Origin of the sequence: Streptomyces sp. NBC_00510, from assembly GCA_036013505.1 — a bacterium.
Classification (GTDB): domain Bacteria; phylum Actinomycetota; class Actinomycetes; order Streptomycetales; family Streptomycetaceae; genus Actinacidiphila.
Genome location: CP107851.1, coordinates 9780794 through 9796967 on the forward strand (window position 1 = coordinate 9780794; position 16174 = coordinate 9796967).

General features: G+C 66.4%; 8 protein-coding genes and 1 pseudogene. 4 read left to right on the plus strand and 5 right to left on the minus strand.

Features of this window, described 5'->3' with window-relative positions; translation table 11 throughout:
• Positions 1-97 precede the first annotated feature (97 nt).
• Together OG937_44665 and OG937_44670 are read right to left on the minus strand one after the other, a co-directional pair.
• Complete coding sequence (locus OG937_44665) at positions 98-640, minus strand: SMI1/KNR4 family protein (GenBank protein WUD78312.1); 543 nt, start codon at positions 638-640, stop codon at positions 98-100.
• Positions 634-9300: a DNRLRE domain-containing protein gene (locus tag OG937_44670; protein WUD78313.1), complete on the minus strand. Its 8667-nt coding sequence runs from the start codon at positions 9298-9300 to the stop codon at positions 634-636. The genes OG937_44665 and OG937_44670 overlap by 7 nt, the downstream gene beginning before the upstream one ends.
• Positions 9301-9748: 448 nt before the next feature.
• On the opposite strand from OG937_44670, the gene OG937_44675 reads away from it, so the two are divergent.
• The 3 genes and pseudogenes from OG937_44675 (at position 9749) to OG937_44685 (ending at position 12474) form a co-directional block, all read left to right on the plus strand.
• Positions 9749-10249: a hypothetical protein gene (locus tag OG937_44675; GenBank protein ID WUD78314.1), complete on the plus strand. Its 501-nt coding sequence runs from the start codon at positions 9749-9751 to the stop codon at positions 10247-10249.
• A 943-nt stretch (positions 10250-11192) separates the two neighbouring features.
• Positions 11193-11592: pseudogene (locus OG937_44680) on the plus strand (MFS transporter).
• A gap of 555 nt (positions 11593-12147) precedes the next feature.
• Positions 12148-12474 (plus strand): hypothetical protein, encoded by a 327-nt coding sequence (locus OG937_44685; protein ID WUD78315.1) that lies wholly within the window; start codon positions 12148-12150, stop codon positions 12472-12474.
• Between the two features lie 745 nt (positions 12475-13219).
• Here the strand turns inward: OG937_44685 and OG937_44690 are convergent.
• From OG937_44690 to OG937_44700, 3 genes are all read right to left on the minus strand, one after another.
• Positions 13220-13714: a hypothetical protein gene (locus tag OG937_44690; protein WUD78316.1), complete on the minus strand. Its 495-nt coding sequence runs from the start codon at positions 13712-13714 to the stop codon at positions 13220-13222.
• Positions 13715-14110: 396 nt separating this feature from the next.
• The gene (locus tag OG937_44695; protein ID WUD78317.1) at positions 14111-14503 is read right to left on the minus strand and encodes a hypothetical protein; all 393 of its coding nucleotides are present in this window, start codon (positions 14501-14503) and stop codon (positions 14111-14113) included.
• Between the two features lie 40 nt (positions 14504-14543).
• Positions 14544-15050, minus strand: coding sequence for a hypothetical protein (locus tag OG937_44700; protein ID WUD78318.1), 507 nt, complete (start codon positions 15048-15050; stop codon positions 14544-14546).
• A gap of 97 nt (positions 15051-15147) precedes the next feature.
• Between OG937_44700 and OG937_44705 the strand changes: the two genes are divergently transcribed.
• Entirely contained in the window at positions 15148-16122 is a 975-nt protein-coding gene (locus OG937_44705) for a GlxA family transcriptional regulator (protein ID WUD78319.1), read from the plus strand.
• The last annotated feature ends 52 nt before the right edge of the window (positions 16123-16174 follow it).

The following is a 16174-nucleotide window of genomic DNA, read 5'->3' on the forward strand; positions in this document are numbered from 1 at the left end:
AAATGGTCACAAAAGTCGCGCAACCGCTGAATGGCGATCGCCCCCGGGAACCCCGGGGGCGATCGCTGTTCACATGTGCCTGCGGATCAGCTGCCGATCAGTCGATGCGATCGCTCAGGCCCAGCACCTGCGGGTCGTCGCTGGGAAAGTCCCTGGGCATGCCCGGCACGTGGATGGTGCGCCCGTACACGCCGGCCAGAAACTCGACAACGCCGACCGGGAACTCCGACCAGTCGCCGTTGTCTCCGCGGACGACCACGGGCCAGGCGTCCGGGTCCGCAGGGCTTGTCCGCCAGTAGAAGGAGTCCCCCGAATTGGACTCCGCCCAGGAGATCAGGCCTCCCGGCTGTGGGAAGGGAACGTAGCCCTCGGTGTCGCCCATCTCGTACAGATCCTGAAGGATCTCGTCCTCCCTGGACGCGGACGCCCATGACGCCTCGGCACCGGGCCGGGGAGCGGAGACCGTCAGGAAGTCGTCGACGACCAAGACCGGATACGCCTCCGCCAGAGAGCGGAAGTCCGAGGGCAGCGCCGTCCCGAGGGTCGCCTCGAGGGCGGTCCAGTCCACGTTGCGCCCACCAGGCACACGCCACCGTGTCATCGACGGAAGCGCGGCCTCCAGTTCTTCGACCCTCAGCATGTCGTCTGCCAATCCGTGCTGTTCTGGACCAAGACGCTGTTGAACAATACTCCGTCCTCGGTGTAGGCGGACATCGTGATGCTGTCCGGTATTCCCGTGGTGTGGCTGTAGTTGAGCTTGCCCGTGTACATGACCCACTTTCCGGCCGCGAGCTGCTGCTCCATCTTGATCTCGCAACGCCGCATGCCGCTCTTGTTCATGCGCGAGAACCCGGTGAACAGGTTCTCGTTCACCCAGTCGCCGCCCACCTTGTCGCCGACGATGTGCGTGCGGTCAAAGATGTTCCCCTTCCCCGACCTGGGGGTGTTCTGCGCGGGGTCTGGGAACCCGTACACGTTCACCGTGCCGGTGTCCCTGTCCGCGAGCGGGGCCTTGAGGTCGCTCGGGCAGATCAACGCGGTAGCACCCTGAGAACGGCCCGCCCCGTCCAGCGGCTGGTACTGGAAGCGGGAGGATTTGGGCTCGCTGTCACACCGCTGCTTGTTGTCCGTGTCGGGCGTCGGCCGGGGCGCGGGACGCGGCCGGGGGGTCGGGGCCGGCTCCGGCTCGTCGTCCTCGAACAGGTCGTGGATGCCGTCCGAGATCGAGTCGATGGTGTCGCTGATGGCGGTCTGCACGTCCTCGTCGTTCACCACGACCTCGTAGGCCACGATCGCCGTGACCGCGACGGCCACGACGGCGAGTTCGGCCAGATCGTCGACGAGGGCGAAGTGGCCGTCCATTTCGACGTTGCTCACCGGGTTGCCGCCGCCGAAGGCATAGCGGTTTCCGGTGAAGGGGTCGACGCCGAGGCCCATGTCGGCCAGCGCGCCGGTGTACATGTCCCGAGTGGTGAACCGGTTGAGGCCTGGGCTGTAGTCACGGAAGCCCATGTCGTACGTGCCGGACTGGGCGTCCCAGCGCTTGCCGTTGTACCGGTACGGGTTGTAGTCCTCCTTGGTGGGGTTCTGGACGTCGGGTTTGTCGATCCCGGTGAACTCGGAGGTGTCGTCGCTTCCGTAGGCGGTGTAGCCGTATGTGGCCTTGGTGTCACCGTTCTTGTCGGTCAGCGCCTCGACGTCGGTGTGACTGTTGTAGCTGTAGTAGGAGTCCTCGGTCGTGCCGTCGGTGTTCTGCTTGACCTGGGACAGCCGCTCGCCCCACGGGCTGTACTGGAAGGACTTGGACAGCTGGCCGGCGACCTTCTCGTCCAGGACCTCGCTGGACAGACCCAGGTATTCGAAGTCCGTGGTCTTGCCGTCGGCGGTCTTGGACAGGGTGCGGTCGAGCGGGTCAAAGGTGAACGTCGTCGACTTCATCGCGCCGGTCCCGTCCATCTTCTGGGACTCGACTACGTGGTCGAAGCCGTCGTACACGCTGCGCCCGACGACCTTGCCGTTGCTGGTGACCGACTCCTGGCGGCCGAAAGGGTCGTAGTTGTACTGGAACGACGTACCGGAGACGGAAGAGCTCAGCACCCGGTTGCGGTCGTAGGTGAAGGACGTGGTGGTGTTCTTGACCGTCTGGCTGATGACGTTGGCGTTGTCGTCATGGACATAGGTGTCGGTGCCCGCACCGTTGCCCGTCTTGACCGACATGGCGAGCCGGCCGACCGGGTCGTAGGTGTAGTCGGTGGTCGAGTCGAGGAACGCCGCGTGGTTGTCGGCGTTCATCTTCCTCGCCACGTCCTGCGCCATGCCGCCGTTGGCGTCGTAGGCGTAGGAGTGCGATGCGACCAGGTTGCCGTTGGCCTTCTTCTCCGTGGTGCTCTTGGTCGTTCCGTCGAGGTAGTAGGTGTAGTCGACGGTGTTCTTGTTGGCCTTGGTCTCCTGCAGGACCTGGCCGCGGTCGGTGTACGTGTACGACGAGACCTTGGGGGAGGTGTCCGTGGGTGTCGTGCCGACGGAGATTGTCCGGGTCAGGTCACGTGCGTCGTAGGTGTAGCGGGAGAACTGGTCGGGATGGGTGACCGTCTCCGGCTGGCTGTTGGCGTCGTAGGTGTAGGAGGTGGTCTTCTTGGCCTGCCCAGCGAGCGCCTCGGTGACCTTCTGGATCTGGTCCAGGCCGGTGTAGTCGATGGCGTAGGCGTCTGTCGCCGCACCGGGTGAGGTGTCGTTGATCGACGTCAGGTTGCCGTTGACGTCATAGGCGTAGGCGAAGGTGTGCTTCTCGTTGTCGGTGTCGGCCGAGTTGTCCCGCACCAGCTTGACGCCATCGGCGACGACTGCGCCGCCGCTGTTCTGGAACAGTTGCAGCTTGGCGGCGTTGCCTTGGGTGAGGGCGAAGGTACCGAGGCTGACCCAGGTGCCCGCGGTCGTGCTCTGGTCGCGAGTCACGTTCGTGGTCGTGCCGTCGGACTTGGTGACCGTGTACTTCGCGGTCGTCGCGGCCCCGGCGACCTGGGGGTAGCGCACATAAGCGGTGTAGGTGCCGTCCTTGGGGATGTTCAGCGTCCAGGTGAACGCGTCCGTCCCGGTCCCGGCGGCGTGGACCTGGTGGTCGAAGCCCTGCTGGCCGGGGAGGCTGGCGTGGGTCCAGGTGCCGGTGGAGCTGGTGTTCTGGGTGTCGGTGTTGTCGACCAGCGGAACCGCGCTGCCGACCGGCACACCGTCGTCGGTCTTCGACTTCAACTTGCCGTCCGGGTAGAACGACCAGTTCATCGTGCGGTTGGACGAGCCGCCCGCCGAGGTCAGGGTCCGCGCGGTCTGCTGGCCCAGTTCGTCGTAGTCGTAGGTGGTGACGATGTCCCACGCGTCCGTCATCGACTTGGCCCAGCCGTTGTCGAAGTACGTGTACGTGGCGTCGTTGCGGACCGTCTGGCCCTCGGACGGCGGCATCGAGGTCTTGGAGACCCGGCCCACCGCGTCGTAGAACGTCTGGGTGTAGACGTTCGCATTGTTGTAGCGGGTGTCCGCCGGGTCGTACGGCTGGAACTGCTTGACCGGGCGGTTCAGCGCGTCGTACTCGGTCCTGGAGGTGAAGTCCTCGGTGTTCGCCGTCGTCACACCGCGCGGAGTGATCACCTTGGTGGTGTTGCCGATCTGGTCGTACTCGTATTTGGTCGAGCGGTAGGTGATGCCGGGGCTGGTGCCCTGGTGTGGGACCTTGACCTCGCTCTGCTTGCCACGCTCGTCGTAGGTGATCAGGGTCTCGTTGTTCTCGGCGTCCTTGGAGGCGACGACGAGCGAGTCCTTGTCATAGGTACGCGAGTTTGTCTTGCCCAGCGCGTCGGTGAGCGAGATGCGCCGGTGGTTGAGGTCGTAGGCGGTCTTGCTGGTGTAGTCGGTGGTGTCGGCGGTCGCGTTCTTGTTCGGGTTGATGACCGTGACGAGGTTGCCGACGTTGTCGTACTCGTAGGAGATCTTGTCGCCGGTCGCGTTGACCACGGAGGACAGCTGGTAGATCTCGTCGTAGTTGTGGGTCGTGACGTAGTCGTTCGGGTCCGCGGTCGTCGCGGTCCCCTTGGGCGTGGTGATCGTCCTCAGGTGACCGGTCTTGTTGTAGGTGTAGGCGGTCTTGCGCTCCGGGCCGGTCGGCGTGTCCTTCGGTGCCGTGTCCGACAGGAGTTGGTCCGCGTTGTCGTACACCGCCGTCGTCACCGCACCGTTCGGCGCGGTTGTGGTGGTGACGTTGTCGTTGGCGTCGTAGATCGGAGCCGGGGTGGTGATCACGACGCCGGCAGCCTGGTCCTTGGGTGCCGTCTTGACCATCGGACGCCCGTAGGTGTCATAGGTCTGGGTTGTCTTCTTGCCGAGGGCGTCGGTGACCTGGGTGACCTGGCCGCGCTCGTCGTATACGTAGGTCGTCGACTTGCTGAGGGCGTCCGTGATCGTGTTCGGGTAACCAGTCGGGCCGAAGTCGCTGTTGGTGGTCGGGTTACCGTTGGCGTCGGTTGCCTTGGTCAGCTCGCCGTAGGCGTCGTACTCGTAAGAGGTGGTGTAATCAGCGGCCGTCGGGGTGGCGACACCCTTGGGGTCGGTGACCGTCTTCAGGTTGCCGAAAGTGTCGTAACCGAACTGCCAGATACGGCCCTCCGGTGAGGTCTTGCGGAACAGGTCGGCTGAGAAGCCGTCCAGGCGCGTTTGGTACTCGTACTTCGACGCGTTGGCGGGGTAGGTGCCCAGCGCGCAGTCGCTCGAGGGCGGAATACCGTTCTTGTTGCTCTCCGCGTCCCGTTGCCAGAGCGGGTAGCCCGTCTTCTGGTCGTAGCAGAACGTGCTCTTGGCGCCGTTCGCCTCCTCCAGGTAGGTGACGTTGTTGTCCGCGTCCCAGCTCATCTTCGTTGTCTGGGACTTGGCGTTCGTCGTCTGGACGGGGCGGCCGAAGTCGTCGGCGATGTAAACCGTGGTGTGGTTCTCGGCGTCCTTGACGGAGGTGTCGGTGAACGCCGGGGTGGTGCCGTCGGCGGCGTAGGTGAAGTCGGTGGTGCCGTTCAGACGGTCGGTGACGGTCTTGGTCCACCAGTGGTACTTCGGGTCGTCGCCGGCCTGCGGGGCGTAGTACGCCATGTTGGTGGCGTTGCCGCGCGGGTCAGTGATCTTGACCAGCTTGACGTTCTTGGCGCCCTGGGTGGCGTCGTAGGTGAACTTGAACACCTTCGGCTGCGTGGCGCCAGCGCCGTCGGTGAGCTGGGCCATCAGGCCCTGCGTGGTGTAGAGGAAGGTCAACTGGCGCCCGGAGATGTCGGTCATCGACTTGATGTGGTCGATGATCTTCGGGTTGGTCAGGTTGGTGCCCGACTGGACCGCACCCGCGGCGTCGACGTACTGGTAGGCGTCACCCTTGTTGAAGTAGGTGACGGTCAGCGTCTGCCGGGCGGCCGGGTCGGTGATGTACTGCAGGAACTCGACCGGCTTGTTGTTGGACTTGCGGTGCTCGTACGTGAAGAGCTGGGTGTTGCCGTTCTTGTCGACGACGGAGGTGACGTAGCCGGCGCAGTCGTAGAAGAACCGCGTCCCGTCGGGCCGGGTCATCGACCAGGCGTCGGCGGTGTTGTCCTTGTCCGGGGTGCAGTCCACCCCGCCCTTCATCGCCAGCTTGTAATGCACACCCGCCGGGGCCTTGAAGCTGCCGTCGGCCTGCTTGGTGAACACCGACGCCGTGCCGTCACCGTCGGTCAGGGTGACCTCGGTGGGGTTGGGGTTGGGGTGGAAGTCAAGCGCGGCGCCCAGCCGGATCGGCGCGGCGGCCTGCGCAGACCAGCCCGGGCCCATCACCGTGTCGGAGGTGTCCAGGGAGTTGTAGGCGAACCGGGCGAACGTGCTCAGGCCGCGGCCCGGGTTCGTGAACGCGTTGTACTGCCAGACGCTGTTACCCGAGGCCAGGTTGTTCATGACCGACGAGCCCGCGCCGGTGCTCTTGCCGGTGTAGGAGTAGAACTTCTCCAGACCGATCTCGTCAGAGGTCGGGTCCTCGATCCTGACCGCTTGCGCGAGGCCCGGCACACCGCCGGTGGCGGAGTTCCAGGTGGAGTTGGTCTTGTTCCAGGTGTCCCAGGTCAGCGTGTACGCCGTCCGCTTGTTCGTCGGCTGGCCCGAGTCGGCGTTGGTCGGCGCCTTGACCTGCGCGTGGACCGTCACCGTCTGGCCCGGGAGAATGTCCTGGGGCAGGGCAGTCTTGATCTGGTTGCCGCCGTTGGTGACGTCCGTACCGTCCGCCAGGGTCCAGCGGTAAGACAGCTGCTGAGCAGCCGCGGTCCACGTGGTGCTGGTGGTGTTGGTCAGGTCGACGTCGGCGGTATAGGCGGTGCCCGGCGTCATCCGGGACGGGACCTGCGGCGCGTAGTACGTCGAGGCCGTCGTCGCATCCACATAGGTGACCATCAGCTGCGGCCGCAGCTGCGCCTCGCTGGTCTCGGAGGAGAGGAAGACCGAGCGTTCCTGCGGGCCACCGGTGGTCTCGTCCTTGACCTTGAGCAGCACGCCGTGGTTGGAGGAGGGGCTGGTGACCCAGCCCTGGGTGAGGCTGGTGGCATCCCACCACTGACGTTTCGGGTCGTTGGTGACGGTGGTGACGATGTCCGAGACGGTGGAGGCGTAGTCACCGCCCGCCGTGGTCCACGCGGTGGTACCGGTGTAGTTGTTCCAACTGCCGGTGGCCTCGTCGAAGTCCTTGGTCAGGCCGTGGAGTTCGTAGACGGCCGAGCCGCCGCCGGTGTTGGTGGTGATCGTCGAGAAGGCCTGTACCTGCGACGACAGCACCCGGGCGGTGGCGGGCAGTGAGGTGGTGGGGAACTTCAGCACCGCACGGGTCTTGCCGAAGGTGCTGGAGTTGTTACCGACAGTCAGCCAGTTCTGGTTGACGCCCTCGCTGGAGATGGTGTCGTGCCCGGTGGTGGGCTGGGTCGACGACAGCGTGGTATCGGCGTAGCCCGTCCCGGACTGGATGATCTGCCGGGTCTGCCCCGCCTTCGGCAGGTCCGCGAGCTGGACCGGACCGCCGATGACCGTCCCGTCCTTCGTCTTGACCGCGACCTCGTAGTACACCGCGTGGAAGTCGTCGGCGGAGTCCGCGGGGGTGGGCACCGCCGTGGTGTCGGTGAAGCTCGTCGTGCCCGCCGCGACGGGCGCGACCAGTGTCGCCGCCGTCGGGGTGAAGCCCTGGAAGACACTGCGGTGCACCTGGTACTCGGCCAGGTCGTCACCCGTGGGACCACCCGGGGTCGGGTCGACATACGCGGGCCAGGACAGTTCCGCACCATCCGCGTGGATCTTCGTCGGGGCGTTCACCGCGACACCGACCCGGCCGAAGGTCACCGTCAGCTTCGGATAGGCCGCCGTCTCGCCGCCGTAGCCGTACTCGCCCGCCTCGTAGAGCGGACCGCCTTGGCCGAGGGTGGACTCGTTTGTGGTCTGCAGCATGAATCCGTAGTTGGTGGCGGTACCGTCCACCCACTTCTGCACGGTGTCGGTGACCGGGATGCTGTGCCACTTGTCGTACGTGCCCGCCGCCTTCGACACCACGGCGGGGTTGACCAGTCGTACCGCGTCCGCGATGACCGCGGTGGTCGCGGAGGCCGGTCCGTCGCCTAGGACGACCTTGCCGGCCGTGCCCTTGGAGAACGACAGCTCACCGCCGTTGTTCAGCGAGGTCCACACCCCACCGGTGCCCGCGGACTGGTCCACGGTGGTGTTGTAGGTCCCGCCGTTGTAGGTCACCGTGTACGGCGCGTTGGTGGCCCGGTCCGTCGCCGGGATGGAGTGCACATCCACCCGATAGGAGTCGGTCTCCGGCACCGTCGGCTGCCAGGTGTAGGTGGCCCCGGCGATGGTGTCCTTGTTGTACGCGTAATCCTGGTTGATTGCGTACTGCGTGAAGGCGCCGTTCGTCGAGTACGGCCACGAGCCGTTCGCCGCCGTGCCCGCGTCCCCGTCGTCCAGTTGCACCGTCGTTCCCGACAGCTCACCCGACAACGCGTTCGTGCTGTTCCACGTGGCACCTGTCGCGGTCCACGCCCCGGTCACCCGGTGCGCCTCGACCGGCACACTGTTGGAGTTGGTGGTGTGCGCCTGGTTGTAATAGACCCCCAGCCGCGCCGCATCGATCTTCGAACCGGCCGGGATACCGGTCAGCGGGAACTGCAGCAGCGACCGCAGCTTGCCCGTGGCGGTCGTCCCCACACCCAGCTGCCAGTTACCCGTGCTGGCCCCGCCGACACCGTTGAGATTCGTCGTCGGCTGCGAGGAGTCGATCATCACGTCCTGCGACGTCGACGGCGTTGGCGAGAGCACGATCGTCGGGTCCACCGTCACCGGGAACCGGCGGTCTGGTGCGGCCAGCCACTTCGCATCCGGTGTCAGCGTGATCCGCCAGGCTGAGCCGTCCCGCGTCAGCTTCTGCGAAACGGGGCCACGGGTGAGATCGATGACAGCGTTGTCGGCGTTCTTCGGGGCCTGGAACATCACGGCGGCCGGGATCACCGCAACCGCACGGCCCGACTCATCCCCTCCGAACAGGGAAATCGAGCCATCCTTGTTCTGGCGGGGCGTCAAACTGTCGGTCTTCAGAGTGAAAGTGAAGGACACGGGGCTGCTGGGGGCCTTGGAGAGGACGATATCCTCCTTGACCTCACCGCGCCCGACCCGGTATGCGAAGTCCGCACCCGCGGTCGCATCCCGGTAGGTGACCGTGTCGCCCTTCGCCGCCGACTCGACGGACTTGGCGGTGCCGGCCAGTCCCAGCGTGACCGTGTGCTTCGCGTCCACTTCGAACCGCAGCAGGTTGTCGCTACGTGAACCGAAGTACGTCCGGGCCAGGTTCGTGGTGTTGGCGAACGCGAACCCCGAGCGGCTGGTGCCCGTGACCTCGGTATCGATGGCCTTCCAGCCGTCAGCCGCGTGGTAACTTAGCGGAACCGCCGCGTACTCGGCCTGTGTCCGCCCGTCGGACATCTTCCAGTAGCGCGCCGACGGGGTCCGCTTGGCCGTCAGCTCCTTCACGCGGTGCGCTGCCGGCAGCTTCTTGCCGACGGGCAGCTTCTGTCGATCGGCGATCGCATCCTTCGGACCCACCGGCGGCATCGGCAGCTTGCGATCAGCACCGAACCAGCTCTTCACCGAGTCCACGATCCCCGGACCGTGTCCGCCGGGCGAAGGCGTCACGGCGAACGCTGGAGTCTGCACCACAGACCCCAGCAATGCGCCGACAGTTAAAGTCGCCGCTATTCGTAGCCGTCTTCCCATCAAAACTCCTGTCAGTGACTGGAAAATGGCAGCACAAAATAGGCCACGGAATGGGCCGTGACCGACCGTCATGTTGCCTCGACCACGAGTGACTCGTGATCAGCGAGCGGACTGTCACACCATGTGAGCGTCCGGGTCAAGCAGGCTCACGTAATCGATAAAACCGACGCAAGTCCGGTAGCTGGAGCGGTAGTTCACGACGATTGTCCGTCTATCAAAAGATCTTCATTGCTTGGCGTTGACGAACTCTTGACCCTCGCCCCGTCCTCGCCAGCCATGGCAATCCCCATATGTCTTATTGAGGGGCGTACTTGACCCTGAACAGGATGAACGGCATCTATCACTCCGGCCCTTGCGCCCCTCGACGGCATTGGCTGTAATCGGCACCGGTACGTGCAGCACAGTCCGCGAGGCATTCAGACACATCGGTAAGCGAGGAGATCCAGGAATGGAACCGGACACGGTCGGTGACACGAAAGCCCCGGACAGCAGCAGGGACGCCGCCGCAGCCGCCGCAGGAGCCGGCCGGGTAGTCCCAGGGCGCAGCCGAGTCCGTATCCTCGTCGCTGGCATCGTCACCCTCGCCTGCGCTGCGCTTGCAGTAACCGTTATCGTCAACCACTCGAGCGACGGCGATGCCTCCTCGCAGCGCAGGAGCCCGGCAACTATCCCCGCGGGCTTCACCGTCAGCGGACACGGCCTGGCACAAATCGCTTACCCGGGCGCCGACGGCCGCCTGCGCACCGTCACCACCCGTCTGCCATGGCACGAACAAGCCGACTTGGATCCTGCCGCCCGCTCCACCGGCATCTCCGTCATCCTCGGAAAAGACGGCGGCACTGCCACGTGCACCCTCGTTTTGCACGGCAAACCAGTTCAACAAGCCACCGCTCAGGGGCCCTTCGCCCGTGCCAACTGTCGGACGGCTGCCTCCTCCACCGCACCCTGACGTGCGCAACCAACCGCGTTTCGGCCGCACAGGGACCTCTTCCGCCCAGGAACAGCGGAACAGAAACTGTTAACGGCCTGTGGTCTGCAGATTGGGTTTGCACGGCTCGCAGGCCCGTACATCCCACCGGGCGGCCCATGCGGCTGCTTCGGCGGGGGTAACGCGGCGCCGGCCTGGGCCAGCCTTGCCCTGGACGCCCCGGAGCATCGACTCAGCTTCTAGGACGTCGCGGAGGGGTGAGCGGGAGAGGATGTGGCCGTTGGGCTTTTGGCGTTGGGTACCACCTTTGACAGCCGCAGGCAGTAGGCCCGGCGGTTGGCGAGCGGGCCGTCAGGCGATCGCGGCAGCCCCGTTCGGGGGATCCTCCGGCCAGGGCAGAGCGATGGTGTCGCCCGGCGGCCAGGGCTTGGGTCGACGCGGCTCGCAGACGCTAGCGCCACCTGGCCCCGGGCCGCCACCAGGGGTTGGGGAGGTGGGCGCGAGTCGCATGATCCGCAACGTCCATGCCACCCAGGTCAGAGCAACAACAGCAGCGACCACCCCGGTCGACGACAAAACCCCTGCGACCCCGCCGCCCACCAGCAGTCCGACAACCGTTAGTCAGGCCGCGACGGACCAACGCAGGCAGCCGCGATAGGTGATGGCAGTGCGACCGAGGCGGGCAATACTGCGTGGCCCTTGCCAGGTGGAACAGGGTCTGCGCTCACAACGCAGATAGGACGAACAACGCGCGGACTGACGGGAACAGCCTGTACCCACCGCCACCTCCAGGGCCTGGGGGCCGGTGCTGTGCTCGCCATCAAGGGTGGGCTCCGCGTGGCGGGCCCGGCAACAGCCACAGCACGGAGCGCTGCAGTTCCCGGGTCGTCCGGCCGCCTCGTCATCGGTCCCGCACGAATGAGCGGGAAGGCTCCGGCGTAGCAGTCTGACCGAGGCCGTGATCATCTCCGGGTTCGCGATGTACGCCGTCGTCATCGCCCTCGTCCCCCTCCTCACCGAACGCGGCACCTCAACCACCACAGCAGCCTGGGCCCTCGGCCTCGGCGGCGCTGGGCAAACCCTCGGCCGCACTCTCTACGCCACCCTCGCCCGCCACACGAGTGTCACCACCCGCACCGCCACCCTCATCGCCCTTGGCGGATCCACCACCGCAGCCCTAGCCCTCACCCCGTGTTCTCTCCCGCTGGTGATCGCTCTCGCCATCGCCGCCGCCTTGCCCCCTTCGCCACCGCGCCCTTGCGCCACCCCTTGGCGGCTACCCAGCACTCTTTAAGCTTCTGGCGGCTCTGTCGGTCATTGCCAGAGTCCTTGCCGCAGTGACACGGTTGCGAGCGGGGCTGTAAAAAGAACGAAGGCCTGCGCCATCTGGAGACCGCCAACGTCTGGCCGGTATGGCACCACCCGCAACCGCCCGAAGCCCGCTCGGACTGGTTCGCCATCTTCCACACCGCATCCCGGTCCTGGAAGGGCATCTTCCACTCCTGCGGTCAGGGGCACGCGACCCAGAGCCTCGACGCCGGTGCAGTGCGGATGACCGACCAGATGTGGGACATGCTGCAAAGCACCCGGACCGTAGTCCTCTGCGGAGGCCTGCGCGGTGACCCGTCAGGGCCCGAAATCGGGACCGCCATCGGGCAGCGACGCATGCGCGCCGTCCTGAGCCAGGCACTGTTCGAGTAAGCGCCAGGCTGGACCGGCCAAAGAAGCCAGGCAAACAGCCTTGCATCAGCGCTCGGTCGGCGGTTGCTTCTCGCACTCGGCCACGATCAATAAACAATGGTAGGCATTTCGTCACTCTTATGGGGGTATCGAATGGCGGTTCCCCTCCGCCCCGCTCAGTCTGGTGGTCGTGCGTTCGATTCGTTGCGAATGCGCGAGCCACTCAAGGAGGTCGAACCATGACCCGCACCAAGCTCCTCGCTCTGGCCGCCGCCCCCGCCCTGGCGCTTAGCCTGGCGTCCCCTGCGCTGGCTGTGGAAGTGACCGCCTCGTCCCCCGACACCGTGAACAGTCCGGTCGGGTCGATTGCGGCCAACCAAAGCAAGACCGTCACTGTCACCTGCCCTGCGGGCACCAATGCCGTCAGCGGTGGCTGGAAGGTGTCCTCCGCCAGCATCGACGTGACGGACAACCGTGCGATGAGCGCCACACAGTGGCAGATCACATTCCAAAACGAGGCGAAGACCTCAGGCACTGTGCAGGTCTTCGCCCGTTGCGTGGCCTGATGGCGAGTGCTCGCCAGGGCAGGTTGGCCCGTTCACCGCACCGCCAGGCGCGGTGAACGGGAAGGCCGAGCAGCCCCAAGCGCCGTAACCGGCTGACAGCGAAGGACGACGAGGACGCTGCGGACGGATACGGACGGCTGTATTGCGCTGGACGGCACAAGGCCCAGGTCGGGAAGCCATCCTCCGGCCTGGGCCTTTCCTTCTGGAGCGCGTGACGAGAACCGTTGCGAGCGTGAGGACAGCAAGGTTCCGCAGTCGGAGCTCGCGCGGGGCTGGGAGGGATAGACGGATCGGTCAGGCGCCGATCGGCTGACCGAGCTGGGTGACCAGGTCCGCTGTCGTGCTTCCGGCCACGGCGATCGCCGCGGGAACCGCCGCTGCCCTCATCTGCTGCCAGACCCATCGCCTCACGCCGTGTCCGGTGCCCGGCCTTCCTGTTGGGCGGCGACCAGCTCCCCTCGATCACTTCGGCTTCATCGATGAGGAGTTGAGCCGAGGCCTCGCCGCCGTGCTGCTTGGCGCGCAGGGCCTGGAGAGGACGAAGGGCCGAGGTCACCTCGGTGACCTGGGCCCTTCGGCTTGTCGCATACGGTGACGGCGGCGGGCGCGCGCTCCCGCGCGGGCGGGTCTCGCTTCCGGTCCCGGTTTCCGGACGCGGAGCGTCATGCGGCGGTGCGGCGGGGTTAGGCCGCCCCTGCGTTCCGGTTCCGCCGCACCCCGGGCCGTGGCGAGCGGTACCCGGAGGTCACCTGGTGAGGTGGACGGTCAGCCTGGCATGTGAGGAGTCGATGTTGACGCCGTCCATGTAGCCACGGGCGTCGCGGTAGGCGCCGGTACCGCCGGTGATCGCGAGCGTGAACCTGGTCGGGAAGCTGACGATGAAAGGCGCGAAGCCTTGCAGGGTGATGTCGCCCTGGGCCAGCCGGAGGGTGGATTCGCACTGCCGCAGACTCTTCTGGAGGCTGATGACGGTGCAGACGAAGCCGCCGGTGCCCACCTTGCGACCGTTCTGGAAGAAGTCAGAGAAGCCGATGGCCTCGTCGCCGAGGCTCATGCCCGGGCCACCCACGTCGATGGCGGCGAATTCCCTCACGGAGTCGTCCAATTTGATGACCTTCTCGCCGTCACCATGCGGGCCGGGGTCGCGGTCCGGGGAGGTGGCCTGCGCGAGCGGTCCGTAGGCGAGGACCGCGGCGAGCGCCGTGGCCGCGACCGGCGCCATTGCCTTGAAACGACGCATCGTGCGTCTCCTTCGAGCTCGATGGAGTGACAAGCGGCAATTAATCCCACTTATCGCTTCATTCATGGCTCAATCGGAAGCCAGGTACATCAGGCGCGCATGGGCTGAGCAGAAAGACGACCCGATCGGACGCGGGGCCGATCCGCGTCGGATCCTGACATCCCGCCTGTAGGACGGTATGTCGTCCGGTCTCGCTCCCGATCAAGGAGAGCATGCGCCGATAGCCCGTGTGCAGCGGCCCGAAGAGGCCCGTGCAGACGGCCAAGAGGCCCTACCTCAGGAGGGGTAGGGCCTCTTCGATTCGCAAGGCCGATGTCGCCCTACTTCGTCCAGCGTTCAACGAAGTGGGGAGTTTCAACGAGCGCCCCGCGCGATGCCGACCGGCGTCGGCCAGGGTCAGGCGTTGTGGCGGCGGTGGGCGAGTGCGTCCCGGGTGACGGTGCCCGGCCTGAAGCGCGCGTTGACCCGGTCGTCGACCGGGTCCAGGCGCCGGCTGTTCTCCTGCCCGGGGTCGAGGCTGAGCTGCTGTGGTGTGCCTGCCGCGTCCACCCCGTGCTCGAGGCGGACCGAGACTCCGCGCACCCGGGCCCGTTCCAGGCCGAGACGTTCGAACGCTTTCATCGCCGTGTCACGCGGGTCGTCGGTGGACGCGCTCGGCTTGGCCAGGGTCCGGGACATGCTGCTGCTACCGGAGAAGGACACGCCGAGAGCGATGCGCCGGGCGACCTGACGGTGCTCGCGGGGCTGATGGGCCAGGTCCGCCACGGCGTCGAGGATCTCGGTGTGCACCAGGTCCGGGTCGAGGGTGTCGCGGTCCAGGGCCGTACGGCTACTGAATGAAGATCATCGCGGCGGCGCCGAGAAGGTCGACGACGAAGCACCACTCCGCCCACGCCCGGGGGACAACCGCCTTGGTGCGGTGGTGGAGCAGATCCCAGGCGGCGTGCCCGAGCCAGCCGGTTGCCAGGACGTACCAGCCGAAGCCGTGAGCCATTGCCAGCGCCACCATGGCCAGGGCACCGAAGCCGAGCAGCCCTGCCGTCTGGAGCACGAGCGCGCCTGCCTTACGGAGCTCCCCGCGCAGCGCCCCGAAGATCAGGTAGCAGACCGGCATGACGATGAGGAGCCACGCCAGGAACTCCAGAGCCGGGAGGCCGTCGGCGAATGTGGCGACCGCCAACACGAGGGCGAGCCATGTGGGCCATCGGTGCTTGAGCATGGCCGCGACGCCGGCGGTGGCGGTCTTGGAACCGTCCCGTCCGCAGGTGGAAGGGGCTTTGTCGTCCTGAGCGGAGCCGATCATCAAGGGATCACCCGAAGCGGTGGTGTCGGTCATGACTCCACTGTTGGCCAGGCCGGTCCCACGAGAAGGCGGCGGCCCATGAGATGTCCGGAATCCTGGGGTGCCTGTCTCTTCGCTGTAGGGTCGCCGCGTGGACGAACGTCTGATCGTGATCGTCGGGTACGAATCGGCCGAGTTGCTGGACATCGCCTGCGTCACCACGAGCCTGGGGATGGCGAATCAGATCGGGACTCCCGCCCGCCCCTATCGCGTCAGTGTGGCAGGTCCGGGCGGCAAACCGATCACCTGTGGCTCGGGCCTGACATTGCAAAGTCAGCAATCCCTTGAACGACTCACCGGTCCGCTCGACACCTTGATCGTATCGGGCGGCCTGGGACATGAGCGGGCCGCCGCCGACCAGCGGCTCGTCGGCCACGTCCGCCGCCTGGCCGGAGAAAGCCGCCGGGTGGCCTCGGTGTGTACCGGGGCCGGCATCCTGGCCGCCACCGGACTGCTGGACGGGCGCCGCGCCACCACGCACTGGCGGTTCGCATCCCGGCTTGCCGCACAACACCCGAAGATCACCGTGGATTCCGACCCCATTTACATCCGCGACGGGAACGTCTATACGGCGGCGGGCATCACCAGTGCCCTGGATCTCACGCTTGCCTTTATCGAGGAGGATCACGGTGCCGAGCTCGCTCGCCGAGTGGCGCGGGATCTGGTCACCTACCTGCAGCGGCCGGGAAACCAGGCACAGATGAGCCTGTTCACCGCCTCCCCGCCGCCCAGGGACGACGTGGTCCGACAGCTCGTCGAGCACATAACGAGCCATCTGGACCACGACCTGAACGTGACCGCCTTGGCGGCTCGCGCAGGTGTGACCACACGCCACCTCACCCGGTTGTTCGTGGAACACCTCGAGCAGTCGCCGGCCCGGTTCGTGCGCAAGGCCCGCACCGAGGCGGCCGCTCACCTGCTGGCGTCCACCGTGCTTCCGCTGGCAGGCGTGGCCACTCGGTGCGGGTTCGGTTCCACCGAGACGCTGCGCCAGGCCTTCACCAGCCGATACGGAATCTCGCCATCGCGCTACCGGGCGACACAGACCAGGCTCTCCGCAAAGTAATTCGAAGTCACCTCATCGTTCACGGCTCTTCTCCGCACGACCCGCCCGCCGG

Bases quoted from the DNA above. Each gene is read 5' to 3' on its own strand.
- OG937_44690 (WUD78316.1), bottom strand. From the start codon at position 13,714: ATGCGTCGTTTCAAGGCAATGGCGCCGGTCGCGGCCACGGCGCTCGCC.
- OG937_44700 (WUD78318.1), bottom strand. From the start codon at position 15,050: ATGACCGACACCACCGCTTCGGGTGATCCCTTGATGATCGGCTCCGCT.
- OG937_44685 (WUD78315.1), top strand. From the start codon at position 12,148: ATGACCCGCACCAAGCTCCTCGCTCTGGCCGCCGCCCCCGCCCTGGCG.
- OG937_44670 (WUD78313.1), bottom strand. From the start codon at position 9,300: ATGGGAAGACGGCTACGAATAGCGGCGACTTTAACTGTCGGCGCATTG.
- OG937_44665 (WUD78312.1), bottom strand. From the start codon at position 640: ATGCTGAGGGTCGAAGAACTGGAGGCCGCGCTTCCGTCGATGACACGG.
- OG937_44675 (WUD78314.1), top strand. From the start codon at position 9,749: ATGGAACCGGACACGGTCGGTGACACGAAAGCCCCGGACAGCAGCAGG.